This window comes from Aeromicrobium stalagmiti (genome assembly GCF_013283745.1).
Classification (GTDB): Bacteria; Actinomycetota; Actinomycetes; order Propionibacteriales; family Nocardioidaceae; genus Aeromicrobium; species Aeromicrobium stalagmiti.
On sequence record NZ_JABSTZ010000002.1, the window covers coordinates 334,694 to 358,424 of the forward strand.

Annotated in this window: 26 protein-coding genes; 13 read left to right on the forward strand and 13 right to left on the reverse strand. The window is 70.8% G+C overall.

Features of this window, described 5'->3' with window-relative positions; all coding sequences use genetic code 11:
• Positions 1-31: 31 nt before the first annotated feature.
• From rbfA to HQK15_RS10665, 5 genes are all read left to right on the forward strand, one after another.
• The gene (rbfA, locus tag HQK15_RS10645; protein WP_173491437.1) at positions 32-472 is read left to right on the forward strand and encodes a 30S ribosome-binding factor RbfA; all 441 of its coding nucleotides are present in this window, start codon (positions 32-34) and stop codon (positions 470-472) included.
• Entirely contained in the window at positions 465-1,343 is an 879-nt protein-coding gene (gene truB / locus HQK15_RS10650) for a tRNA pseudouridine(55) synthase TruB (RefSeq protein ID WP_173491438.1), read from the forward strand. The genes rbfA and truB overlap by 8 nt, the downstream gene beginning before the upstream one ends.
• A 32-nt stretch (positions 1,344-1,375) precedes the next feature.
• The gene (locus HQK15_RS10655; protein WP_173491439.1) at positions 1,376-2,620 is read left to right on the forward strand and encodes a phospholipase D-like domain-containing protein; all 1,245 of its coding nucleotides are present in this window, start codon (positions 1,376-1,378) and stop codon (positions 2,618-2,620) included.
• Between the two features lie 101 nt (positions 2,621-2,721).
• Complete coding sequence (locus HQK15_RS10660) at positions 2,722-3,150, forward strand: hypothetical protein (protein ID WP_173491440.1); 429 nt, start codon at positions 2,722-2,724, stop codon at positions 3,148-3,150.
• Positions 3,150-4,001, forward strand: coding sequence for a serine/threonine-protein kinase (locus HQK15_RS10665; RefSeq protein WP_173491441.1), 852 nt, complete (start codon positions 3,150-3,152; stop codon positions 3,999-4,001). Before HQK15_RS10660 ends, HQK15_RS10665 begins: the two co-directional genes overlap by 1 nt.
• A 67-nt stretch (positions 4,002-4,068) precedes the next feature.
• Here the strand turns inward: HQK15_RS10665 and HQK15_RS10670 are convergent, their stop codons facing one another.
• The 4 genes from HQK15_RS10670 to HQK15_RS10685 all read right to left on the reverse strand — a co-directional run bounded on the left by HQK15_RS10670 (position 4,069) and on the right by HQK15_RS10685 (position 7,596).
• Positions 4,069-4,944, reverse strand: coding sequence for a hypothetical protein (locus HQK15_RS10670; RefSeq protein WP_173491442.1), 876 nt, complete (start codon positions 4,942-4,944; stop codon positions 4,069-4,071).
• 224 nt (positions 4,945-5,168) lie between these two features.
• A complete protein-coding gene (locus HQK15_RS10675) occupies positions 5,169-5,828 on the reverse strand; it encodes a response regulator transcription factor (RefSeq protein WP_173491443.1) in 660 nt (219 codons plus the stop codon).
• A gap of 13 nt (positions 5,829-5,841) precedes the next feature.
• Positions 5,842-7,257, reverse strand: a complete 1,416-nt coding sequence (locus HQK15_RS10680; RefSeq protein ID WP_173491444.1) for a sensor histidine kinase — start codon at positions 7,255-7,257, stop codon at positions 5,842-5,844.
• A gap of 6 nt (positions 7,258-7,263) precedes the next feature.
• The gene (locus HQK15_RS10685; protein ID WP_173491445.1) at positions 7,264-7,596 is read right to left on the reverse strand and encodes a hypothetical protein; all 333 of its coding nucleotides are present in this window, start codon (positions 7,594-7,596) and stop codon (positions 7,264-7,266) included.
• Positions 7,597-7,704: 108 nt separating this feature from the next.
• Between HQK15_RS10685 and HQK15_RS10690 the strand changes: the two genes are divergently transcribed.
• Positions 7,705-8,634: a bifunctional riboflavin kinase/FAD synthetase gene (locus HQK15_RS10690; protein ID WP_367649140.1), complete on the forward strand. Its 930-nt coding sequence runs from the start codon at positions 7,705-7,707 to the stop codon at positions 8,632-8,634.
• On the opposite strand, the gene HQK15_RS10695 is transcribed toward HQK15_RS10690, so the two are convergent.
• On the reverse strand, positions 8,631-9,491 hold the full coding sequence (locus HQK15_RS10695; RefSeq protein ID WP_173491447.1) for an SGNH/GDSL hydrolase family protein: 861 nt from the start codon (positions 9,489-9,491) through the stop codon (positions 8,631-8,633). The two genes, HQK15_RS10690 and HQK15_RS10695, sit on opposite strands and share 4 nt — an antisense overlap.
• A 203-nt stretch (positions 9,492-9,694) precedes the next feature.
• Between HQK15_RS10695 and rpsO the strand changes: the two genes are divergently transcribed.
• Positions 9,695-9,934 carry a 30S ribosomal protein S15 gene (gene rpsO, locus HQK15_RS10700; protein ID WP_437340249.1) on the forward strand — a complete coding sequence of 80 codons (240 nt, stop codon included), beginning with the start codon at positions 9,695-9,697 and terminating at the stop codon, positions 9,932-9,934.
• Positions 9,935-10,191: 257 nt separating this feature from the next.
• Positions 10,192-12,417, forward strand: coding sequence for a polyribonucleotide nucleotidyltransferase (locus HQK15_RS10705; protein WP_173491449.1), 2,226 nt, complete (start codon positions 10,192-10,194; stop codon positions 12,415-12,417).
• 102 nt (positions 12,418-12,519) lie between these two features.
• On the opposite strand, the gene HQK15_RS10710 is transcribed toward HQK15_RS10705, so the two are convergent.
• Positions 12,520-14,409, reverse strand: coding sequence for a neutral/alkaline non-lysosomal ceramidase N-terminal domain-containing protein (locus HQK15_RS10710; RefSeq protein ID WP_173491450.1), 1,890 nt, complete (start codon positions 14,407-14,409; stop codon positions 12,520-12,522).
• A 39-nt stretch (positions 14,410-14,448) separates the two neighbouring features.
• On the opposite strand from HQK15_RS10710, the gene kynU reads away from it, so the two are divergent.
• A complete protein-coding gene (kynU, locus tag HQK15_RS10715) occupies positions 14,449-15,651 on the forward strand; it encodes a kynureninase (protein ID WP_173491451.1) in 1,203 nt (400 codons plus the stop codon).
• Positions 15,652-15,656: 5 nt separating this feature from the next.
• Positions 15,657-16,400 (forward strand): 4-hydroxy-tetrahydrodipicolinate reductase, encoded by a 744-nt coding sequence (dapB, locus tag HQK15_RS10720; RefSeq protein WP_173491452.1) that lies wholly within the window; start codon positions 15,657-15,659, stop codon positions 16,398-16,400.
• Positions 16,401-16,525: 125 nt separating this feature from the next.
• Here dapB and HQK15_RS10725 read toward each other — a convergent pair whose 3' ends face one another.
• The 5 genes from HQK15_RS10725 to HQK15_RS10745 form a co-directional block, all read right to left on the reverse strand.
• Entirely contained in the window at positions 16,526-16,831 is a 306-nt protein-coding gene (locus tag HQK15_RS10725) for an AzlD domain-containing protein (RefSeq protein WP_173491453.1), read from the reverse strand.
• Positions 16,828-17,499: an AzlC family ABC transporter permease gene (locus tag HQK15_RS10730; protein WP_173491454.1), complete on the reverse strand. Its 672-nt coding sequence runs from the start codon at positions 17,497-17,499 to the stop codon at positions 16,828-16,830. The genes HQK15_RS10725 and HQK15_RS10730 overlap by 4 nt, the downstream gene beginning before the upstream one ends.
• Positions 17,496-18,032 carry a GNAT family N-acetyltransferase gene (locus HQK15_RS10735; protein ID WP_173491455.1) on the reverse strand — a complete coding sequence of 179 codons (537 nt, stop codon included), beginning with the start codon at positions 18,030-18,032 and terminating at the stop codon, positions 17,496-17,498. The genes HQK15_RS10730 and HQK15_RS10735 overlap by 4 nt, the downstream gene beginning before the upstream one ends.
• The gene (locus HQK15_RS10740) at positions 18,029-18,673 is read right to left on the reverse strand and encodes an SPFH domain-containing protein (RefSeq protein WP_173491456.1); all 645 of its coding nucleotides are present in this window, start codon (positions 18,671-18,673) and stop codon (positions 18,029-18,031) included. The genes HQK15_RS10735 and HQK15_RS10740 overlap by 4 nt, the downstream gene beginning before the upstream one ends.
• A gap of 257 nt (positions 18,674-18,930) precedes the next feature.
• Complete coding sequence (locus HQK15_RS10745) at positions 18,931-19,431, reverse strand: hypothetical protein (RefSeq protein ID WP_173491457.1); 501 nt, start codon at positions 19,429-19,431, stop codon at positions 18,931-18,933.
• A 50-nt stretch (positions 19,432-19,481) separates the two neighbouring features.
• Between HQK15_RS10745 and HQK15_RS10750 the strand changes: the two genes are divergently transcribed.
• On the forward strand, positions 19,482-20,276 hold the full coding sequence (locus HQK15_RS10750; RefSeq protein ID WP_173491458.1) for a thymidylate synthase: 795 nt from the start codon (positions 19,482-19,484) through the stop codon (positions 20,274-20,276).
• Positions 20,273-20,761: a dihydrofolate reductase gene (locus HQK15_RS10755; RefSeq protein WP_173491459.1), complete on the forward strand. Its 489-nt coding sequence runs from the start codon at positions 20,273-20,275 to the stop codon at positions 20,759-20,761. Before HQK15_RS10750 ends, HQK15_RS10755 begins: the two co-directional genes overlap by 4 nt.
• 100 nt (positions 20,762-20,861) lie before the next feature.
• Here HQK15_RS10755 and HQK15_RS10760 read toward each other — a convergent pair whose 3' ends face one another.
• Positions 20,862-21,770, reverse strand: coding sequence for an endonuclease domain-containing protein (locus HQK15_RS10760; RefSeq protein WP_173491460.1), 909 nt, complete (start codon positions 21,768-21,770; stop codon positions 20,862-20,864).
• Between the two features lie 204 nt (positions 21,771-21,974).
• Complete coding sequence (locus HQK15_RS10765; RefSeq protein WP_173491461.1) at positions 21,975-22,760, reverse strand: thioesterase family protein; 786 nt, start codon at positions 22,758-22,760, stop codon at positions 21,975-21,977.
• Positions 22,761-22,814: 54 nt separating this feature from the next.
• Here HQK15_RS10765 and dapA point away from each other — a divergent pair, with 54 nt between their 5' ends.
• Positions 22,815-23,729 (forward strand): 4-hydroxy-tetrahydrodipicolinate synthase, encoded by a 915-nt coding sequence (gene dapA / locus HQK15_RS10770; protein WP_173491462.1) that lies wholly within the window; start codon positions 22,815-22,817, stop codon positions 23,727-23,729.
• The last annotated feature ends 2 nt before the right edge of the window (positions 23,730-23,731 follow it).

Consider the following 23,731-nt stretch of genomic DNA (forward strand, 5'->3'; position numbering starts at 1 on the left):
ATGACGTCCCACTGATTTCAGGAGAAGCACCATGGCAGGACCCCGCAACGCCAAGGTCGGCGACCGCATCAAGGTCGTCGTCGCGCAGATGCTCGAACGTCGGGTCAAGGACCCGCGGCTGGGATTCGTGACGATCACGGACGTCCGCATGACCGGTGACGGTCAGCAGGCCTCGGTCTTCTACACCGTCATGGGCGACGAGGCGCAGCGCAACGACACCGCTGCTGCGCTCCGCAGCGCCACGGGCCTCATCCGGTCCGAGGTCGGCAAGCAGCTCGGCACCCGCATCACGCCGTCGATCACGTTCTTCCTCGACTCCGTCCCGGAGACGGCCAAGGAGATCGAGGACCTGCTGGCCAAGGTCAAGGCGTCGGACGACGAGGTCGCCTCGCGCACGGTGGGTGCGCAGTACGCCGGTGACCCCGATCCCTACAAGAAGCCCGTCACGGACGACGAAGGCCTCGATGACTGACCCCGTCTCGGGACTCGTCATCGTCGACAAGCCGTCGGGGTGGACGTCGCACGACGTCGTCGGTCGCATGCGGCGGCTGGCCGGCACCAAGAAGGTCGGTCACGCCGGCACGCTCGACCCCATGGCGACCGGCGTCCTGGTGCTCGGCATCAACCGCGCGACCCGTCTGCTGGGACACCTGACCCTCGCCGACAAGGAGTACGTCGCGACGATCCGCCTCGGCCAGTCCACGATCACCGACGACGCCGAGGGCGAGGTCACCGCGACCGCCTCGGCCGCGCACGTCGACGAGGCAGCTGTCCGGGCCGTGCTGCCGGCCTACACCGGCGACATCATGCAGGTGCCGTCGTCGGTGTCGGCCATCAAGGTCGACGGCGTGCGGTCGTACGCCAAGGTCCGCTCCGGCGAGGAGGTCGCGCTCAAGGCCCGACCCGTCACGGTGTCGACCTTCGAGGTCGACGAGGTGCGCCACGACGGCGACGCGGTCGACGTCGACGTGCGCGTCGTCTGCTCCAGCGGCACCTACATCCGGGCTCTGGCCCGTGACGTCGGTGCCGACCTCGGTGTCGGCGGGCACCTCACGATGCTCCGGCGCACCCGGGTGGGGGGCTTCGGGATGTCCCTGGCCCGCACGCTCGAGCAGCTGGAGGCCGAGCTGGTCGTCATCGGGCTCGACGACGTCGCCCGCACGGCCTTCGCGTCGTACGACCTCGGCGAGCGCGAGGCGTCCGACGTGCGGTTCGGGCGGTCGCTGACCGGCATCGATCTCGGCGCGCCCGGTCCGGTGGCGGTGTTCGACCCGGCGGGGGGGTTCCTCGCGCTCTACGAGCAGCGTGGCGGCGTGGCCAAGCCCGTGGCGGTCTTCGTCTAGCGCGGCTCGCGGGTCAGTAGGGTGAGGTCATCATGAGCCTGCGCCAGAACACCCGCCGTCTGATCCGCCGGGGTCTCCTGGCCTTCCTCGCGCTGCAGGTCGCGGCGGTCGCGTCCCTGATGGGCGCCGACCGGGCCCGGCGCTTCGTTCGTGGCCACCACGCCGCGTCGCTGAAGCCTGCGCCGTCGCGCAGCCACACGATCGACGACGGCACCACGGCGACGACCTACACGTACGGCGAGACCCTCTTCGAGGACATGCTCGCGGCGATCGAGGGCGCGACGACCCGGATCCTGCTCGAGTCGTACATCATCAAGGGCGACGAGATGGGGCACCGCTTCCGGGCGGCGCTCATCGCGGCGTCGCAGCGTGGCGTCGACGTGCACGTGATCTACGACGGCTTCGCCAACCTGGTCGTCCGGCCGAGCTTCTACCGGCTGCCGGCGCCGATCCAGGTGCTGAAGTATCCCGTCTGGGGTCCGGGCTGGCAGTTCTTCAACCCGCGCCGCTACGGCCGTGACCACCGCAAGATCCTCGTCGTCGACGACACGGCGGCGTTCGTCGGCGGCTACAACATCGGCTCGCTCTATGCGACGCAGTGGCGCGACACGCACCTGCGGGTCGAGGGTCCGGCGGTGTGGGACCTCGAGAACGCGTTCATCGACTTCTGGAACATCCAGAAGCCCGCGCACCAGGCCGAGCTGGGCCCCATCACCGAGGCGCGGTGGGAGCCCCAGATCCGGGCGCACCGCAACCTCCCTCGCCAGCTGATGTACCCGATCCGGGGCATGTACCTCGAGGCGATCGACCGCGCGCACCACACGATCGACATCACCGCGGCCTACTTCATCCCCGACCGCGACATCCTCGCCGCGCTGCTCGCCGCGGCCCAGCGCGGTGTCCGCGTCCGGATCCTGCTGCCGCTGGTCTCCAACCACGTCGTGACCGACTGGCTGTCGCGCGGGTTCTACGGCCGGCTGCTGCGCGGCGGCATCGAGATCCACCGCTACAAGGACCACATGGTCCACGCCAAGACCGCGACGATCGACGGCGAGTGGACGACGATCGGCACGGCCAACATCGACCGTCTGAGCCTGCAGGGCAACTACGAGATCAACCTCGAGATCCTTGACCAGGGGCTCGCGCAGGGGATGTACGAGGCGTTCACCGACGACCTGTCCAAGGCCGACCGCCTCGACCTGCACGAGTGGGAGGCGCGGCGGCTCGTGTCGCGGGTCTACGAGGCGATCCTGCGGCCGCTGGGCCCGCTGCTCTGACCCGTGCGGCCAGATGAGAACCCTCTCATCGGGCCCTCACCCGTGCCTCATGCTCGACCGCGAGTCTCGACTCATCAGCATCACCTGACCGAGGAGAGATCATGGACAAGTACGTACGCACCGGCATCGTGGCCCTGGCCGGAACGGTCGCCTTCGGCACCGTCGGCTTCGCCGTGGCCAGCGCCAACGCCGCACCCGCCGTCGACGACACCGTCGCCAAGCGCGAGGACACGTCGACGTCGTGGGTGCAGTCGACCAACCTGGACGACGACGACCGCAACGACGACGACTCGCTGGACGACTCGCGCGACGACTCGCGCGACGACTCGCCGACCGCCAACACGGTGAACACCGTCAACACGGCCAACACGGCGCCGACCAAGAACACGGCGCCGACCAAGAACACGGCGCCGACCAAGAACACGGCCGACACCAACACGAAGAACACGGTCAAGACGGTCAACACGGCGCCGACCAAGAACACCGCGCCGACCGCCAACACGGCGCCCACGGGCGACAGCCGCAGCTGATGTCCGACACCTGGGGCCTGGCCGGGGGCGACCTGATCGCCCCCGGCCTCACGGCCGTGAAGTCCGTCGGCGGCGGTGACGTCTTCGAGGCGTGGCTGGCGTTCGACGAGCGGCTCTACGCACCCGTCGTCGCCAAGGTCATGCGCCCCGGGCACGTCGAGGACGCCGGCTCCAGGGCCGGGCTGCTCCGCGAGGTCGAGATGCTCTCGCGCCTGAACCATCCTGGCATCGCCCGCCTGTTCTCCTACGACGACGAGGCCGCGCGGCCGTACCTCGTGCTGGAGAACGTCGACGGGCCCAACCTGTCGTCGCTGATCTCCACGCACGGCTACCTCCCGCTGCACCAGCTGCTGCCGCTGGGCCTCGAGCTCTGCTCGGCCCTGCACTACCTGCAGCAGCAGGACGTGTGCCACCTCGACCTCAAGCCGAGCAACGTCATCATGGGGGCGCCGGCCAAGCTCATCGACTTCAGCGTGGCGATGGACGTCAAGGAGGCCGCCGACCTCGATCATCCGGTCGGCAGCGACGAGTACATGGCGCCGGAGCAGTGCCGACCCGGCGAGCTGGGGAGGATGGGGCACGCGAGTGACATGTGGGCGTTCGGGGCCACGATGTTCCGCGCGGCGGCGGGATACCGGGCGTTCGAGCGGGAGCCCCGGTGGGCGCAGCTGAAGGAGTCGCCGTACGACCTGCCGCACTTCGTGCCGATCGCACTGGCCGATCTCATCCATGCCTGCCTCGCGCCGGCGGCGGACGATCGTCCTCGGCCGCACGAGGTCGCCGAGGCGCTCGAGCCCCTGCTGGAGCGGCTCCCGCAGGCCCGGCTCTCCGGCTTCAAGATCAGCCTCTGACGGCATCCCCGCGCCGGCCCGTCCGACTGATCTTGAGGCATTCGGGTTGCTGGGACGGTCGAATGTCTCAGGTTCCGTTCCAGCCGGCGCTGCGGAGGAGCCGGTCGAGCTGATCGGCGACCAGGGTCTGTTGGTGGCGGATCGCGTACGAGGTGAAGACCACGAGGCGAGGCCCGGAGATGACGACCTCGTTGGCACGCAGGACGTCGGCGCTCCACTGCTTGACCTCGATGTGCGGGAGGCCGTGCACCTCCGCGGCGACGTCCCACTGCTGCCAGGCGGCGTCGAGGTAGTAGCGACCGGTCGGGCTCCTGACCGGTCGCTGGTGCGTGGGGAGGGGGAGACGGTGGCGCCGGCAGATCTCGGTGAAGTCACGTTCGGGCAGCGAGTGCACGCCGCCCACGGCGTCCAGGACAGACTCGCGGATCAGTGCCCGGCGGCGGATCGGGCCGCGGCGGCTCACGGCACCGTGCATCGCGTCGGCGTTGACGAGCCGCTGCTGGAAGGCGGCGAGGACGATCGCCACGGCGTGCCGCTCGGTCGAGGCCCACGCCGCGGCGTCGACGGCACTGCGTGCAGGCCGGGTGCGGCGCGGCGCACGCAGCGGGTGGACGTCGAGGTCGGTGAGCTCGGTGCTCCAGTGGGGCACCAGGCCCGGGACGTCCGGCTGGGGTCGACGTGCTCCCTCGGGGAGGACGATGTCGGTGTGCTCGGTCGTGAACCCGTCGAGACCGTCGAGCCGGAGGGCCGACAGCCCCGCGAGCGCCGACCCGGGGGCGCAGAAGTGGAGCCGGACCAGGTCGGTCTCGTCCCGGGTGAGCGGTCCGTTGTGGTCGACGACCACTCCTCGCTGGGGACGCTGCCACCGCCCCGACGCGACGGCCTGGCGCACCCTGCCGCGCCCGTGGATCTCGATCGCGCTGGCGGTCCTCATGACGGTCATGCATCGACGGTGCTCCGCCGTTGCCATGGAGGACCACCTCGCGCCGCAGCATGGTGGACGCCGTGACGCCGCCGCCGGCCTGTGGACGGTCACGGATCCTGAGACATCTGGGGCGTCGGAGCGGCCGAATGTCTCAAGATCCGTGTCGGCACCGACGGATCTTGAGACATCTGGGGCGTCAGAGCGGCCGAATGTCTCAAGATCTGTGTCGGCGCGGGCCCCGGTCAGTCGACGCGGTAGCCGAGACCCCGCACGGTCGTGACGAGGTCGGCGCCGAGCTTCTTGCGCAGGTAGCCGACGTAGACGTCGACAACGTTGGACCCCGGGTCGAAGTCATAGCCCCACACCTGCGACAGCAGCTGCTCCCGCGACAGCACGAGCCCCCGGTTGCGGATCAGCACCTCCGCCAGGGTCAGCTCGCGCGCCGAGAGCTCGACCTCGCGCTGTCCGACGTACGCCCGGCGCCGTCGCAGGTCGAGCCTGACCTCGCCGGCCGACAGGTCCTCCTCCGGGGCGGGCTCGCCGGGGGAGCGGAGCCGCAGCCTCACCCGCGCCAGCAGCTCACCGAACCGGAACGGCTTCGACATGTAGTCGGCGGCGCCACCCTCCAGCGCCGAGATCGTGTCGGTGACCGAGTCGCGGGCCGTGAGGACGATGACCGGCAGCGCCGGACGGTCGACCTTGACCCGCTCGAGGATCGCGAACCCGTCCATCCCGGGCAGGCCGATGTCGAGCACCATCAGGTCGAACTCCCCGGTGAGGGCGTAGTCGAGCCCCGTGACGCCGTCGGCCACGACGGTCGGGGTGAACCCCTCGGCCTTGAGGCCTTTGGCGACGAACGAGGAGATCCGTTCCTCGTCCTCCACGATCAGGATCCGGTTCATGCCGGTGCCTTCGTCATCGGTGCTGTCCTTCCAGGGGCAGTCGGATCCGGAACGTGGCGCCCGGGCCCGTCCCGTCGGTCGATGGGTCGAGGACGACGTCGCCGCCGTGGGCCTCGGCGATCGCGCTGACGATCGACAGGCCGAGACCGAAGCCCTCGTGGGCATCCTCTCCCTGCGAGAACCGCTGGAAGATGGCGGGGGCGATCTCGGGGTCGACCCCGCTGCCCGTGTCGCGCACCCAGAGCTCGAGCCGTCCGTCGTGGGTCCGCGAGCCGATGCCGATCTCGTCGCCGACGCCGGTGTGCCGCGCCGCGTTGGACGACAGCTGGAGCAGCGCCTGGGTGATGCGCTGCCCGTCGACGGGGACGGTCGTCCGGGCGACGCCGTCGAGCAACCAGGTGCGATCGGCCAGCGCCCGCGCCCGGTCGACGGCGCCGTGGGTCAGGGACTCGACGTCGACGGGGTGCGGGTCGACGAAGTCGGGACGGCGGGCCTTGGCCAGCATGAGGAGGTCGTTGACCAGGCGCGACATCCGGTCGATCTCGTCGAGCAGCAACGTACGGGTCGCGGCGACGTCGGCCGGGTCGTTCAAGTCGAGCACCTCGAGGTGACCGCGCAGCACGGTCAGGGGGGTGCGGAGCTCGTGGCCGGCGTCGTCGAGCAGCTGGCGCTGGGTCACGAACGCCGCCTCGAGCCGGTCGAGCATGTCGTTGAACGTGCGCTGCAGGTCTGACAGGTCGTCGTGCCCGGTGACCTCGAGGCGTCCACCGAGGTCGCCGTCGGTGATGCCCTGTGCGGTCTCGCGCAGCCGCCGGACCGGGCTCAGCAGCCGCCCGGCGCTCCACGACGCGATGCCTGCGATGACGATGACCGACAGGGCGCCCAGCAGGGCATAGGTGACCATCAGCTCGCGCAGGTCCGACCGGCTGGCCGAGACGTCGTGGGTCACGACGAACGACGAGGTCGTGCTGCCGACCGTGATGGGCTGGACGGCGACCCGGTACGCATGGCCGTCGACGCTCAACGTCTCGGTGCCGCCCCCCTCGCTGAGCCTCTTGACCAGCGCCGGGAACACGGTCGACCGCTGCAGCCGGGCGTCGTACTCACCCTGGTAGGTCGGGCGGCCGGAGGCCGGGAACGCGAAGAGCTCCTCGTTGTCGTCGGGCAGGTTGCGCTCCAGGAACACCTCGAGGAGCCGCTCGGCGGACGTGAACGGCTTGCGCGTCGCCGGGTCGTTCTCGGTCTGCAGGGCGCGGAACTCGCCGATCTCCTGGCTGAGACCGTTCTCGATCGATCGGTCGATGCGGCGCGACTCCAGCGCGTACAGCGTGCCGCCGACCGCCAGCAGCGCGAGCGACGTGAGCAGGGCGATCGTCGCGGTGAGGCGTTGCCGCACCGTCAGGCGCGACCACGCGGGGAGTCGGGTCATCGAGGCTCAGTCGTCGTCAGCGTCGTCGTCAGCGTCGTCGTCACGGTCGTCGCCGCGGTCGTCATCATCGTCATCGTCGTCGTAGTCGCGGGGCTTGGAGTCGGACCTGTCGTAGTCGTCATCGTCGTCATCGTCGTCGGAGGAGGAGGGGGTCGTCGCGGACGGCGTCGGCGTCGGCGAGGGGGTCGTCGCGGAGGAGGGCGAGGGCGTGATCGTGATCGGCGTGGTGTCCTGCGGAGCCGGGTCGGCGCCCGCCGACACGCGGGCGGCGATCACGGTCGTCAGCGCGATCGCGACCACCGCGAGGATCAGGGCGGGGAGCCGGCGGGTCGAGGTCATGCACCAACCCTGCCGCATCGACGGGTGCCGGTCGATGAGGAGGCGATGAGAGAGTTCTTAGGGACGACTCGCCGCCGGCACGCGCGAGGCGTGTGGCAGAGTTTGGACGTGACGATCTGGCGCGACTCTCCCGGGGCATCGACCGCTCCCCGGACCGAACCCGCAGCCGTGACCGTGGGCAACTTCGACGGCGTGCACCGTGGTCACCAGCACGTCATCGCCCGCACTCGCGAGCTCGCCGACGGACTGCCCGTCATCGCGATCACCTTCGAGCCGCACCCGCTGGCTGTCGTGGCGCCCGACCACGCACCGAAGCGGCTGACGACGATGCAGCGCCGGGTCGAGCTGCTGATCGCCGCGGGCGTCGACGAGGTGCGCATCCTCGACTTCACCCGCGAGATGGCTGCCTGGACGCCGCAGGAGTTCGTCGACCGGGTCCTGGTCGACCAGCTGCAGACGTCGCTGGTCGCCGTCGGTGACAACTTCCGCTTCGGCCACAAGGCCAGCGGCGACACGACGTTCCTGCGCGAGGCCGGGGCGCGTGCAGGGTTCGCGGTCGACGGCCTCCACCTCGACGGGGGAGCCGAGCCGTTCTCGTCCACGCTCGTCCGGGGCCTGGTGGCCGAGGGACGTCTCCGTGAGGCCGCCGAGGTGCTGGGTCGTCCGCACGAGATCACCGGCGTCGTCCGCAAGGGTGACCAGCGGGGACGCGAGCTGGGATTCCCCACCGCCAACGTGCCGGTCGACGAGGCCTTCGCGGTGCCGCCCGACGGCGTCTACGCCGGCTGGCTGGTGCGCGCCGGCGGCGAGCGGCTGCCCGCAGCGATCTCCGTCGGCACCAACCCGACGTTCGACGGGGTCGAGCGGCGCGTCGAGTCGTACGTCCTGGACCGCACCGATCTCGACCTCTACGGCGAGGAGATCCGCGTCGAGCTCGTCGAGCGGCTGCGCGGCATGGTCAAGTACGAGGGCATCGACCCGCTGATCGTGCAGATGAACGACGACGTCGCCCGGACGCGCACCGAGCTCGGTCTCTAGCCCTGCCGGTCGGCCGCGACGGCCTTGGCCACTGCCCGCATGCCCGCCGCCCGCGGGTGGAACACGATGCCGTCGCCACCGGTGACCTGTCCGCCGTTGGTCCAGGCGGCGTCGCCCGCACAGGCGTCGTGCCCCAGCGAGGCCCGGCGCAGCGAGACGTAGTCGATGCCTGCCTGCTGCGCCGCCGAGGCCTGCGCGGCGTCGAGGGCCTCCTCGGCGCTGACGACGGACGCGACCTCTGCCGCGGGGATGCCCACGGACTCGCACGTGCCGGTCTGCGGCATGATCCGCAGGTAGCCGACCAGCACGATGCGCGCGTCGGGGGCCTTGGCCCGCACCGCGTCGACCAGCTCGACGATCGCCGGCTGCGTCGTGGCGAGGATCTTCGGGGCGCTGTCCCGGACGAACGACCCGCAGGCCTCGCTGCCGCCCGCGCACGCGCCGAGCAGCGACGAGAACAGCCCGCCGTCGTTGCCGCCCACGCTGATCGTGACGAGACGGGTGGCGGCACCGAGATCGGGGGAGGCGACCGTGCTGAGCAGGTCGGCCGTCGTGGCGCCGGAGCAGCTGAGGTCGCTGACGTCGTCGGTGCCGGTCGCGGCGGCCAGCAGGGTGGGCCAGTTGAGCGCCGACCGCTGGCAGAACCCCGCGCCAGGCTGCTGGTCGGGGAGCCCGGGTCCGGCGGTGAACGAGTCGCCGAGGGCGACGTAGGCCGCCGACGTGTCGGCCGGGGCGGCCGTCGTCCTCTGCGCCGACGTCTCGGACGTGGGCGTCGCGGCGTCCCCCGAGGAGCACGCGGTCAGCGCCAGGGCGCACGACACCGCTGCGACGAGGCGGACCGCCACACCTGCTCCCATGCTCGGAGGCTATCGTCCGGCCCAAGCCGCGATTGGCCCTGCAAGTGCCGCCGCTGATAGTCTGGACGCTGCCGTGTGATCGGCCACGGACTGATAGTGCCCCGGTGGATGTGCCCGGGCGCGCCGTGCAACGAAACCCTTAGAGGAGAAAAGTGTCGAAGAAGACTGCTGCGCCCACTGTTGCGGGCGTCGCCAAGGAAGACATCATCAAGCAGTACGCACTCAGCGACGGCGACACCGGATCCCCCGAGGTCCAGATCGCGCTGCTCACGGGTCGCATCTCGCACCTGACCAGCCACCTGCAGGAGCACAAGCACGACCACCACAGCCGTCGCGGTCTGCTGCTCCTGGTCGGACAGCGTCGTCGTCTGCTCAACTACCTGCAGAAGAACGACATCGAGCGCTACCGCTCGCTCATCGAGCGTCTCGGCCTGCGCCGCTAGTACGTTCGGGGCGGTCACTTCTTCACGAGGTGGCCGCCCCGCCCCGTACGGGGCACCTCCAGGACAACTCCATACCGACAGATCCAGACGAGAGTCCCGGGCACCCCAGCTGAACGACGAAGTGCTCGGTCCTCGGTAGTGGCCCTCGGGATGCGCACAGGCGCAGCCCCGCAGGCCTCGATCGAAGACCGGCACGGTTCCACCGCCCGCTCTCGTCCCAACATGCAGGGTCTTCGAACCCTGCGGAAGGGACTTCCATGTCCGAACTCCACTCCGTCGAGACAGTCATCGACAACGGTGCCTTCGGCACCCGCACCATCCGTTTCGAGACGGGCGTCCTCGCCCAGCAGGCGGCCGGCTCGGTCTCCGCGTTCCTCGACGACGACACGATGCTCCTGTCGGCCACCACGGCCGGCAAGCACCCCAAGGACCACTTCGACTTCTTCCCCCTGACGATCGACGTCGAGGAGCGGATGTACGCCGCCGGTCGCATCCCGGGGTCGTTCTTCCGTCGCGAGGGTCGCCCGTCCGAGGACGCGATCCTCACCTGCCGCCTGATCGACCGCCCGCTGCGCCCGACCTTCAAGAAGGGTCTGCGCAACGAGGTCCAGGTCGTCATCACGGTCCTGGCGCTCAACCCCGACACCCCGTACGACGTGCTCGCGATCAACGCGGCCTCCGCGTCGACGCAGATCTCGGGCCTGCCGTTCACCGGTCCCGTCGGCGCCACCCGCGTCGCCCTGATCGACGGCCAGTGGGTCGGTTTCCCGACGCACAGCCAGCTCGAGAACGCCGTCTTCGACATGGTCGTCGCTGGCCGCATCGCCGGTGACGACGTCGCGATCATGATGGTCGAGGCCGAGTCGACCGAGTCCACGTGGGACCTCGTCCAGAGCGGCGTCCAGGCGCCCACGGAGGAGATCGTCGCCGGTGGCCTCGACGCCGCCAAGGTCTTCATCAAGCAGCTGTGCGAGGCGCAGATCGAGCTCGCCTCGACCGCCGCCAAGCCGGTCCGCGACTTCCCGATCTTCCTCGACTACGAGGACGACGTCTACGCGGCCGTCGAGTCGGCCGCCAAGGCCGACCTCGCCCAGGCGCTGACGATCGTCAGCAAGGCCGACCGCGAGGAGCGCGAGTCAGGCATCAAGGCCGACGTCATCGACAAGCTCGGCGCTGACTTCGAGGGTCGCGAGAAGGAGATCGGTGCGGCTGTCCGCGCGGTCACCAAGGCCGTCGTCCGCGAGCGCGTCCTGCGCGACAAGGTCCGCATCGACGGCCGTGGCCTCGAGGACATCCGTGCCCTCAGCGCCGAGGTCGGCATCGTGCCCCGCGTCCACGGCTCCGCGCTGTTCCAGCGTGGCGAGACCCAGATCATGGGCATCACGACGCTCAACATGCTCGGCCTGGAGCAGAAGCTCGACACGCTCTCGCCCGAGACGTCGCGCCGCTACATGCACAACTACAACTTCCCGCCCTACTCGACCGGTGAGACCGGCCGGGTCGGTTCGCCGAAGCGTCGCGAGATCGGTCACGGCGCCCTCGCGGGCCGTGCGCTGCTGCCCGTGCTGCCGACGCGCGCGGAGTTCCCCTACGCGATCCGCCAGGTCTCCGAGGCGCTGAGCTCCAACGGCTCCACCTCGATGGGCTCGGTCTGCGCCTCGACGCTCGGTCTGCTCAACGCGGGTGTCCCGCTGCGCGCGCCGGTCGCCGGCATCGCGATGGGTCTCATCTCCGGTGAGGTCGACGGCGAGCAGAAGTTCGTCACGCTGACCGACATCCTCGGAGCCGAGGACGCCTTCGGCGACATGGACTTCAAGGTCGCCGGAACGCGTGAGTTCGTCACCGCCCTGCAGCTCGACACCAAGCTCGACGGCATCCCCGCCGACGTGCTGGCCGGAGCCCTGCAGCAGGCGTACGGCGCTCGCGTCGCGATCCTCGACGTCATGGCCGAGGCCATCGACGAGCCTGACGAGATGAGCCCCTACGCGCCGCGGATCATCACGATCAAGATCCCCGTCGACAAGATCGGTGAGGTCATCGGCCCCAAGGGCAAGATCATCAACCAGATCCAGGACGACACGGGCGCCAACATCTCGCTCGAGGACGACGGCACGGTCTACGTCGGTGCGGAGAACGGCGAAGCTGCCGAGGCCGCGCGTGACGCGATCAACGCCATCGCCAACCCGACGATGCCCGAGGTTGGCGAGCGCTACCTCGGCACCGTCGTCAAGACGGTCGACTTCGGCGCGTTCGTGTCGCTGTCCCCGGGTCGCGACGGCCTGCTGCACATCAGCAAGCTGCGTGACCTCAACGGCGGCCAGCGCGTCAACAACGTCGAGGACGTCGTCTCGGTCGGTCAGAAGATCCAGGTCGAGATCGCCGAGCTCGGTGACCGCGGCAAGCTCTCGCTGATCCCGGTCGTCGAGAAGTCGGACGAGCCCGAGGCCGCTGCGGCCGACGACTCGGCCACCGCCGACGCGTGATCCACGTCTGAGAAGGGCCCCGTTGCTGCGGCAGCGGGGCCCTTCTGCGTCTCCGGCGCCCGGGCGCGGTGACTTCTCCACCGTCCCAGCGCCGGACGGGTCTCAGACGGTGGAGGATCCACCGCGCCCGGGGTGTGGGGTCGCCGGAGCGGGGACGACGGGGAACGGGGGCGTCGTCGCGGTGGTGCGTCCGACGTAGGTGATCCGGTACGTCCCGGCGTCGTCGGCGGTCCACGTGACCTCGGCCGTCCAGTGCAGTCGACGGTCGCGGCGCCACGTGATCGTGGTGGTCAGCGAGCTGTCGTCGGCGACGACCTCCCAGCCGGTGGGCGCCTGTCGCTCGACGAGCAGGTAGGTCGGCCGGATCTCGGCGTTCGGGTGGTCGGCGACGAACGAGGCGCTCACGGTGTCGCCCACGGTCGACTGCGACGGAGCGTCCAGCACGTCGATGGTGCGCTGTCGCTCCAGCGCGGGATGACCCAGCGGGGTCGGGATCCGCACCCGGTGGGGAGCCGGCGGCGGTCCCGGGTCGACGGGGCGTCCGGCTGCCATGGCCTCGGCAAGCCCCGCGGCGGCACCGATGAGCGCGTCGAGCTCGTGGCGTCCGAAGATCGTGCTGCCGCCCTCGTAGTTCTGCACGTCGTACTCCTCCGGCGTCGTCACGTAGTGGCCGAACCCGTTGGCATATCCCTGGCAGAGCACGTGGTCGAGGTCGGCCCCGACGATCTCGGCGACCCGGCGACGGATCCGCAGCCCCGACACGATCGTGACCTCGAACGGCAGGCACACCAGGTAGAGGCCCCCGATCCGCACCAGCTGCACCGGGAATCGCTCCTGCGACCAGCGGAGCATCCCGACGGGGATCGCCATGTCCTTGGGCGCCTGGCTCGCCGCGAGGGCGGGGGAGCGCCGGTAGAGCGGTCGGCTGAGGCGCTCGAAGACGGGGTTGTTCCTGCCCTCGTCGAACAGCGGCGATCCGGGACCGTCGGTCAGCTTGCCGGCCGCGAAGCTGGCCCCGAGCACGCCGGGGCTGGTCGCGCCACGCGGCGTGACCTGACGGGCCATGTCGACGTGCACGAGCCGGCTGTCGACGAGGGCCTCGAGCCTCTCGCCGGGCTGCCCAGCGAGCGACTGCGCTGCTGCGAGCTGGCGTTCGCCGATGATGCGGGTGTTCTCGCGCTCGTCGTCGGTGGGACCCGTGCCGGGACGCAGGTCGAGGTTGGGCGAGATGTCTCCGGCGTTGGTCTGCGCGAACGCGGTCACGAGCTCGGCCGCCGCGGTGCGGGGCGCCCGGCCCGCGCTCTCCCAGGCGTACGCCGCCCAGCCCTTGTTGTCGGAGCTGATCAGCCGGTTGCGGTTGGTCATCGAGGTGTTGTGCACCGCGAACCAGCTGATCGCTCCGGCGAGCGCGCCGTCACGCTCGATCCGCAGCAGCGTCGTCATCGGGTCGACGGCCCCCGGGAAGTGCGCACGCTCGTCGTCGGGGTCGCGGTCGAACGCCGCCCGGCTGCGGTTGGCGCTGGCGTCGTGCAGCTCGCCCCGGTTGAGGACGAGCGTCGAGGGGTGCAGGTCGTCGACCGCGCGCGTGATCGCCTCGACGACGCCACCGACGATCCGGTCGTACGTGCGGCGGTGGAACCCGGCGGTCGTGATGTTGTAGAGCACGTGGTGCCCGTGCCCGCCGGGCCCGCAGTGCGTGTGGGTCGCGGTCAGGACGACGTTGTGGGCGCCGAAGCGGTCACCGTGCAGGGCGCGGAGGCGGGCGAGGACGCCGGCCGTCGTGGCCTGGAAGAACATCGCGATGTCGGCGACGACGTAGACGATGCGGCGCTCGCCGTCGTCCATCACGAACGCCCGAGCGTACTGGCGGGTCAGGATGCCGCACGTGCGCTGGTCCGGCATGCCGTAGCCCATCATTCCTGCGCCCCACGGCTCCCCGGTGATGTCCGCGATGCCGCGACCGACCAGCAGCTGCCCGTCCTCAGTGACCATGGCGTCACGCTATCGGCGGATCCGTGAGAGCATCAGCCGATGTCTGTCAGCGACCCCGCCCCCCTCGATGCCGCCGACCCGCTCGGACCCTTCCGCGAACGGTTCGTCATCGACCACGACCTCGTCGCCTACCTCGACGGCAACTCGCTCGGGCGGCTTCCGCGCGCGACCCTGGAGCGTCTCACGGCGTTCGTCCGCGAGGAGTGGGGCGGGCGCCTGATCCGCGGCTGGTCCGAGAGCTGGGTCGAGCTGCCGGTGACCGTCGGCGACGAGCTGGGAGCTGCCCTGCTGGGGGCGGCAGCCGGCCAGACCGTCATCGCCGACTCGACGTCGGTCAACATCTTCAAGCTCCTGCACGCCGCCGCCGGGGTGCGTCCTGACCGCGACGAGATCGTCATCGACGCGACGAACTTCCCGACCGATCGCTACCTCGTCGAGACGGTGGCCCGGGCCCGCGGGATGACGGTGCGCTGGCTCGAGCCCGACCTCGTCGACAACGTCACCACCGAGGTGCTGACCGCGGCGCTGGGGGACCGCACTGCGGTGGTGCTCCTCAGCCAGGTCGACTACCGCTCCGGCACGCTGCTCGACGTCCCGGCGCTGACCGAGGCCGTGCACGCCGCCGGCGCGGTCGTCATCTGGGACTTGTGCCACTCCGCGGGCGTCGTGCCGATCACGCTCGACGCCGACGAGGTCGACTTCGCCGTCGGGTGCACCTACAAGTACGTCAACGCCGGGCCCGGCGCACCGGCGTACGTCTACGTCGCCGCTCGGCACCTCGCCGCGGCGGAGCAGCCCATCACCGGGTGGTGGAGCGCCGCCGACCTGTTCGCGATGTCCGACACCTACGAGGCGTCGCCGACGATCCGCCGGATGCTGAGCGGCACCCCGTCCGTCGCCGGCATCCTCGCGGTGCAGGAGGGGGTGCGCCTGATCGCGGAGGCCGGAGTCGAGGCCATCCGCACCAAGTCGGAGCAGCTCACCGCTTTCACGATCGACCTGCTCGACGAGGCCGGGCTGGAGATCGTCACCCCGCGGGACGCGGCCCTGCGCGGCAGCCACGTCACGGTGCGGCATCCCGACGCGCGGGCGATCACCGAGCGCCTCGTCGCTCGGCGCGTGGTGCCCGACTTCCGCGAGCCCGACCTGATCCGGCTGGGGCTCTCGCCGCTGACGACGTCGTACGCCGAGGTGGTGGCGGCGACACGCATCCTGGTCGAGGAGGCTGCGCCGATAGGCTGAGCGGCATGACACGGGTCGCAGTGCTGGGCGCCAAGGGGCGCATGGGGTCGGAGTCGGTGCGGGCGATCAACGCCGCCGACGGCCTGGAGGTCGTGGCCGAGATCGACCTCGGCGACTCGCTCGACCTGATCACCGCTGCCGGGGCCGACGTCGCGCTCGACTTCACGCAGCCGCACGTGGCCCTCGACAACGTCCTGTGGTGCATCGAGCACGGCGTCGACGTCGTCGTCGGCACCTCGGGCTTCGACGACGACCGCATCGCCGCGGTGCGGTCGGCCCTCGGAGACGCACCGTCGACCGGCGTGCTGATCGTCCCCAACTTCTCGATCGGCGCGATCCTCATGATGCGGTTCGCCGAGACGGCGGCGCCGTTCTTCGAGTCGATCGAGGTCATCGAGATGCACCACCCCGACAAGATCGACGCCCCGTCGGGCACTGCGGTGCGCACGGCTGAGCTCATGGCGGCGGCGCGTGCCGCGGCCGGCTCGGCGCCGATCCCCGACGCGACGACGACCGACCCCGACGGCGCCCGCGGGGCCAGGGTCGGCGACATCCCGGTGCACTCGGTCCGGGCCCGCGGCTTCGTGGCGTCGCAGGAGGTGCTGTTCGGCGGTGCCGGCGAGGCGTTCACGATCCGCCACGACTCCCACGACCGCACGTCGTTCATGCCCGGCGTCGTCGCGGCCGTCCGCGGCGTGGGCGGGCGCTCCGGCGTCACGGTGGGGCTCGACTCCGTCCTCGGCCTCTGACGGTTTACCACGGTCCCTACGACAACTGCAGGGGGCGGACGATCGCCCCGAGGCAGACGTCATCTGCCCGAGGGAGATCTCCCTCGGGAGGATGACGCTTGCCGGGGGAGGACGCGCTCCCGGCGTCAGAGCTGGCGGACGAGCGCCGCGACCAGCGCCGCGGCGAACACCATGGGCAGGAACGGCACCCGCAGCATCAGCAGCACCGCCGCGACGCCGAGCGCCAGCAGCCGCGCGTCGACCTGCACCGTCGTCCCGTCGGCGAAGACCTGCACCGCGATGAGCGCCCCGAGGAGCCCCGCCGGGAGCAGCTCGACGGCGCGCACCGTCATCGGGTGGTGCAGGACGCTCTCGGGCACCGACAGGCCGGCGTACTTCAGCGCGAAGCAGCCCACGACCATGACGGCGATGCCGCCCCAGACGGCCGTCACGTCGTCGCCTTCGGGCGCCAGAGCATGCCGAGCAGGACGGCCGTGCCACCGCCGAGGATGATCGGCAGCCCCGCGCTGGTGACGGGCACGAGCCCGAGCGCCACCGCGGCCCCGACCAGCGCCACGAGCCGCCCGGTCGGGGTGGCCAGCCGCGGCCACAGCAGACCGAGGAAGGCCGCGCCCACGGCGGCGTCGAGGCCGTACGTGCGGGGATCGCCGATCGCGTTGCCGGCCAGGGCGCCGAGGAACGTCGTCAGGTTCCAGAGCACGAAGATCGAGATGCCCGTCCAGTAGAACCCCAGCCGGGCCTGACGGGTGGTCGTGCGGGTGACGCCCATGGCGGTCGACTCGTCGATCACGAAGTGCGCCGAGGCGAGGCGTCTGGCGGGATCGAGGTCGAGCTTGGGCGCCATGCTCACGCCGTAGAACAGGTTGCGGCTGCCCAGCAGCACCGCGGTCAGCGCGCCGGTGAGCGGGTTGCCGCCCGACGCGATGATGCCGACGAACGCGAACTGCGAGGCGCCGGTGAAGACGAGCAGCGAGATGAGGCAGGTCTGCAGCACGCTGAGCCCGGACGCCGTCGAGATCGCTCCGAACGAGACACCGTAGAGCCCGGTCGCGATCCCGACGCCGAGGGAGTCGACGATGATCGAGCGGTCGGTCGTCATGCCAAGGTGGTGTGGAGCCGGATCTGCTTGACCGTGGCCCCGGTGTCGGTCGCGAGCTCACGGTGGGCGCCGTCGGGGGCCCACCCCGACTCGGTCACGAAGGCGCGCAGCACGTCGTCGGTCGTCGCGACCCACCAGCGTCCGCGGGTGAACTTGTCGGCCGCGAGCGTGTCGACCGCGGCCTGCAGGAGTCGTGACCCGTGGCCGGCACGCTGGTGGTCGGGATGCACCACGAGCTCGCTGATCTCGCCGTCGGCGACCTGGTCGCTGTCGGGGTCGTACGACGGGTGCACCAGCGTGAAGCCCCGCACGTCGACGCGGTCGAGGGCCACGAGCACCCGGAGGCGGCCGTCCTTGGGCGAGGTGATCAGGGCCGTCCAGCGCTCGGTGAGCTCGGCCGGGTCGAGGGCGTCGAGCTCCTCGGCCGGGACGACGGCGTCGGCGCGCCACGCGGCCAGCTGCACGCGCACGATCGCGGCGGCGTCGTCGGGCCAGGCGAGCCGCGCGCTGACGTCGGGTCCGGCCTCGGTCATGCGGTCGGCCGCTCGATGATGACCTGGCCGCCGTGGGAGGCGGCGGTCTCCGCGAGCCGGAGCGTCGCGAGCAGCGGGTGGTCCTCGAGCACCTTCGCGCTGTTGGCCATGGCGCGCAGGACGGCGACCTCGCTGCGGGCGCGCTCGAGCGCGACCTGGGCCTGTCGCTGCGCGGTGACGAGCTCCTCGGTCGCGCGGCGGATCTCGGCCGGGACGACGACGTCACGCACCCCGAAGTCGGTGAGGGTGTAGCCGGCGGCGCTCGCGGCGGCGGCGATCGACAGCGGGGTCTCGTCGACCCTGATGCCGGCGACGACCTCGTCGAGGGTCAGGGCGTGGACGGTCTCACGGAGCCACGCCTTCACCGCGTCGTACAAGAACGCATGGGGGTCCGCGGTGTGCTCGAGGTGGGCGACCGGGTCGGCGACCTGCACCTGCGCGGCGGCGCTGACCTTGACCGTGACGCCGTCGGCGGTGGGGATCTCCTGCGGACGGACCTCGAACAGCCTGACGCGCGTGTCGATCGTCCGCAGGGTGTGGCCGCGACCGCGGATGCGGTGGCGTCCCGGCTCGAGGACGCCGACCAGCGCGCCGTGGCGGTAGTGGACCACCCGCTCGTGCCGCATCACCGTGATCGTCATCGTCGTCTTCTCTCTCGCGCTGGGGCCGGTCGCAGGTCGGTCCGTCGTCGGGGCGGGGGACCCGAAGTCCCGCAGAGCCCGTTCCACGGTGCCCCGAGGGGCCACCGACCTGCGACCGGCGTGATGGGGACTCGAACCCCGGCCGCCGAAGCGGCTTACCAGACAGAGCCGCCACAGGGACGGCGTTCCGCGGGTACAACACGTGGAAACCGTCCGGCTACCGCCTCTGGCCCACTGATCCGCGGACGGTCAGTCTGTCACGTGTCGAGGAAGCTCTCCACCAGCTGCGACTCGGCGCCCTGGGAGTCGAGCATCGCCGCTGTCATCGAGGTGTTGCGCAGGCTCGGCCAGACCTGCCACGTGAGGGCCAGCATGCCGGGGAAGCCCGCGATGACGAGGGGCCAGCCGCCGTGGCCGCTGACGAACGTCACCACGACCGCGAGCAGGAGCGGAGCCTCGCAGAAGATCAGCTTGCGGACCGTCTGGCCGGCGAAGATGCCGATCGCGCGGCGGCGCTGCTCGTCGGCGGTGAGGTCGGACGGCAGGGGAGCGGCCGACAGCCAGACGCGTTCGGACAGGAACGCGCCGACGCCGACGAGGACGACGAGGAGCACCGACAGCCACGCCGGCGGGTAGTCGGCGTCGGTGCCGCCCAGCATGAAGAACAGCAAGACCAGGAAGCCACCGGTCAGGACGATCTGCAGGAGAGCGAACCGGCGGACCTCCTCGGGGGTCGCCTCGAACTCTTCACTCGCCATGGACCGAGTTTCGCACACGATCTGTGGGGGGCCGTTGATAGTCTGCCGACATGCGGGCCTACCTCGATCTCGTCCAACGAATCCTCGACGACGGGGTCGCGAAGGGCGACCGCACCGGCACCGGCACACGCAGCGTGTTCGGTCACCAGATGCGCTTCGACCTGTCCGAGGGGTTCCCCCTGGTGACGACCAAGAAGATCCACCTCAAGTCGGTCGTGGCCGAGCTGTTGTGGTTCATCAAGGGCGACACCAACACGCAGTACCTCCGCGACAACGGGGTGTCGATCTGGGACGAGTGGGCCGACGACAACGGCGACCTCGGCCCGGTCTACGGCTACCAGTGGCGGTCGTGGCCCGCGCCCGACGGCCGGCACATCGACCAGCTCGCCCAGGTCATCGAGCAGATCCGGACCAACCCCGACTCGCGCCGTCACGTCGTCAGCGCGTGGAACGTCGCCGACCTCGACGCGATGGCGCTCATGCCGTGCCACGCGTTCTTCCAGTTCTACGTCGCCGACGGCAAGCTCTCCTGCCAGATGTACCAGCGGTCGGCCGACGTGTTCCTCGGCGTGCCGTTCAACATCGCCTCCTACGCGCTGCTGACCCACATGGTCGCGCAGGTGGTGGGCCTCGAGGTCGGCGACTTCGTCCACACGCTCGGCGACGCCCACCTCTACGTCAACCACCTCGACCAGGCCCGCGAGCAGCTCACGCGTGAGCCGCGGGCCCTGCCCGAGCTGTGGCTCGACCCGTCGGTCACCTCGATCGACGACTTCACGCTCGACTCGATTAAGGTCACGGGCTACGACCCCCACCCGCTGATCAAGGCTCCGATCGCGGTATGACCTGCACGATCGTGGTCGCGATCGGGCACAACGGCGTCATCGGGCGCGACGGCGACCTGCCGTGGCCGCCGACCGGTGACCTCGCCCACTTCAAGGCGCTCACGATGGGCCACCCCCTGGTGATGGGCCGCACGACGTTCGAGTCGATCGGACGTCCGTTGCCCGGGCGCACCTCGATCGTGCTGACCCGTGACCCCACGTGGAACGCCGACGGTGTCGAGGTCGCCGGCGATCTCGCGGCGGCCCTGGCCCGGGCCGCGGAGCTCGACGACGACGTCTTCCTGGTCGGCGGCGCCCAGGTCTATGCCGAGGCGCTGGGTGCCGGCTTGGTCGACCGCATGGTCGTCACCCACGTGCACCAGTCGCCCGACGGTGACGCCTGGTTCCCCGACGTCGACTGGAAGGCATGGACCGAGACGTCCCGCGAGGCGCACGACGGCTACGACATCGCCACCTACGACCGCCTTCCCCACGACCCCACCTGACCCAAAACTGTGCGATTCAGCACCGCGTCCCCGCAGAACTGTGCGTGAGTGCACCACCGCGAACGCGAGAACGGGGCAGACTCGCACACTTTGGCCGTGGTCACTCGAACAGGGCGCGCCACTCGTCGTCGAAGCGCGGGACCGGCGCCCACCCCTGACGTGACTCGAGCACCGCCCGCACCCGCAGGACGATGTCGCGCGGCCGGGCCAGCTGAGCGGCGGTGACGACGATGAAGACCCACCCGAGTCGCTCCATCTGCTCGCGCCGGCGCACGTCCCGCTCCCGCTGGGCGAGGCTGAGGCCGTGCTGGCGTCCGTCGTACTCGATCGCGATCTTCCAGCGGCTCCACGACAGGTCGATGCGAGCAATGACCCCGTCCTCGTCGCCGTACGAGACGTTGCACTCCAGCGGCGGCAGTCCCGCGAGCTCGAGCATGAGGCGCACGTACGTCTCGCGGGGTGACTCGGCCCGGTCACTGGCCAGGTGCAGCGCGCGGCGAGCCTTGCGAACGCCGGCGCCGTGGTGGTGGTGCAGGAAGTGGTCGAGGCGACCTGGCGTGACGAGCCTGCGCTGGTATGAGCTGTCGACCGCGATCACGAGATCGACCAGGGAGAGCTGCGTGGCCGCCGTCGAGAGGGCCAGCTCAGGCGACAGCGCACGCCAGCCGTCGACGTCCCTGCTCTTGACGGCGGCGAGCCGATGCGTCGTGACGCCCCGGATGCGCAACGGCTCCTGCCGTGCCGTCGACACGTGGGGCAGCAGGTCGTCGCCGACATCGATGCCGTAGAGCGCGAGGGCGCTCTGGTGGCTCGCGACGCAGTGGTCCGGAGTGGCCAGCAGGGCTGCCTCGATCATGAGCCTGCGCGTCAGCTCGAGGTCTGCCGAGGCATACACGGTGGGCAGCAGCATCTGGAAGCGTCTGCCCTGCAGCATGCGCCGGGTGTAGCCACGGCTCGCGGCCCACGCGAGCGTGAACGGGCGGTCGGACGGCAGCGGAGGTCGGGTCATGGCTCCACGACACGGGAGCAGGGACGCCCCGACCACCGCCGAGCAGCCGTCTGTGGACGACGATCAGTCCGTCAACCGCCTGTGGAGGCCGTCCCCCCAGCACGAAACTGTGCGCGTCTGCACCGATTTGTCACCGGGAGCGGGGCGATCTCGCACACTTTGGGGCAAGGGGCGGGCAGAATCGCACATTTTTGGGGGAGGGGGTCAGAGGAGGATGCCGAGCTGGCGGCTCTGGGCCAGCAGGTTGCCGTCCTCGTCCCACAGCTCGCAGTCCTCCTCGTGGAAGCCGTTGACGACGTGCCGGGTCGTCAGGCGGGTCGCGATCCAGCCGGGGCTGGGCAGGCGGTGCAGGTGCACCGTGAGCTGCACGGTCATGGAGTTGAAGCCGTCGCCGAGCTCGACGACCGGCGGCACGTAGGCGTCGCAGAGGAAGGCGAGCGCCGGGAAGTCGATCGCCCGGCCGTCGCGGAGCCGCTGCCACACCATGAGCGTCGGGTCGCCGCTCGGCGTGCCGAGGAAGAAGCCCGGCACCTGGTCGATGCGGTAGTCGACGCGGTCGAACAGGCCGCCCTCGGGCGTGCCCTTGCCGCGCGGGTCGATGCACTCGCCGGGCGGGCGCAGGTCGGGCGGCGTGCCCAGCTCGCGGCTGACGCCGTCGCCCCGGTCGCCGAAGCTCGCGGTCATCTCGGCGACGTGGCGCTCGCCCTCCCAGAGCGACGCCGTGCCGGTCTGCACCCGACGTCCCCTGCGCAGCGCCCTGGTGCGCAGCTCGGCGGCGCCGGTCTCGGGCGAGGCGAGATAGCTGATCGAGGCGACGAGGGGATCGCCGGCGCCGAGCTCGTCGCCGAGACCGCGCAGCATCGCAGCCAGGATGTAGCCGCCGTTGGGCTTGCCGAGCGGGGTGTTCCAGCGGTCGGTCAGGGTCAGGTCGCGGGTGCCGTCGCCGCGCGACACCGAGGCGGTGTCGATCTCGTAGATGTCCTCGTTCACGGCTCCATCCTGCCGGTCGTCGCCGACAGGTCGAGAAGCGGTAGCCTCGGGGGTATGACGTCGCCCCTCGCCTCCGAGGCTGCGCCCTTCGGGCGTGTGCTGACCGCCATGGTCACGCCGTTCACCCGTGAGGGTGAGCTCGACCTCGATGCTGCCCAGAAGGTCGCCTCCCACCTGGTCGACCAGGGCAACGACGGTCTCGTCGTCAGCGGCACCACGGGCGAGGCGCCCACGACGACCGTCGACGAGGACGGACGCCTGCTCGCCGCCGTGCTCGAGGCCGTCGGCGACCGCGCGTCGATCGTGGCCGGGGTCGGCACCAACGACACGCGTCACTCCGTCGAGCTCGCGCAGCAGGCCAAGAAGGCCGGCGCCCACGGCACGCTGATCGTGACCCCCTACTACAGCAAGCCCCCGCAGTCGGGCCTGCTCGCCCACTTCACCGAGGTCGCGCGGGCCGGAGACGACACCCCGGTCATGCTCTACGACATCCCGGGCCGCAGCGGCATCGCGATCGCCGACGAGACCTACGTCGCGCTGGCCGACACCCCGCAGATCGTCGCGATGAAGGACGCCACCGGCGACCTCGACCGCGGCGTCTGGCTCATGAACGAGACCGGCATCCGCATCTACTCCGGCGACGACACGCTCAACCTGCCGTGGCTCGCGATGGGCGCCAGCGGCATCGTCAGCGTCGTCGCCCACGCGGCGGGCCGTCCGTACGCCGAGATGGTCGCGGCGGTCGACGCCGGCGACCTCGCCACCGCACGAGCCATCAACACCAGACTTCAGCCCGCCGTTCGGGCGATGATGAACCACACGCAAGGCGCGATCACCTCCAAGGCTGCCCTGCAGCTGCTCGGCGTGCTCGACCACCGCACGATGCGTGCCCCTCTGCCTGCTGCGACCGAGGAAGAGGTCGCGATCGTTCGCGACGGCCTCGTCGCATCAGGCCTTCTCGAAAGCTAGGC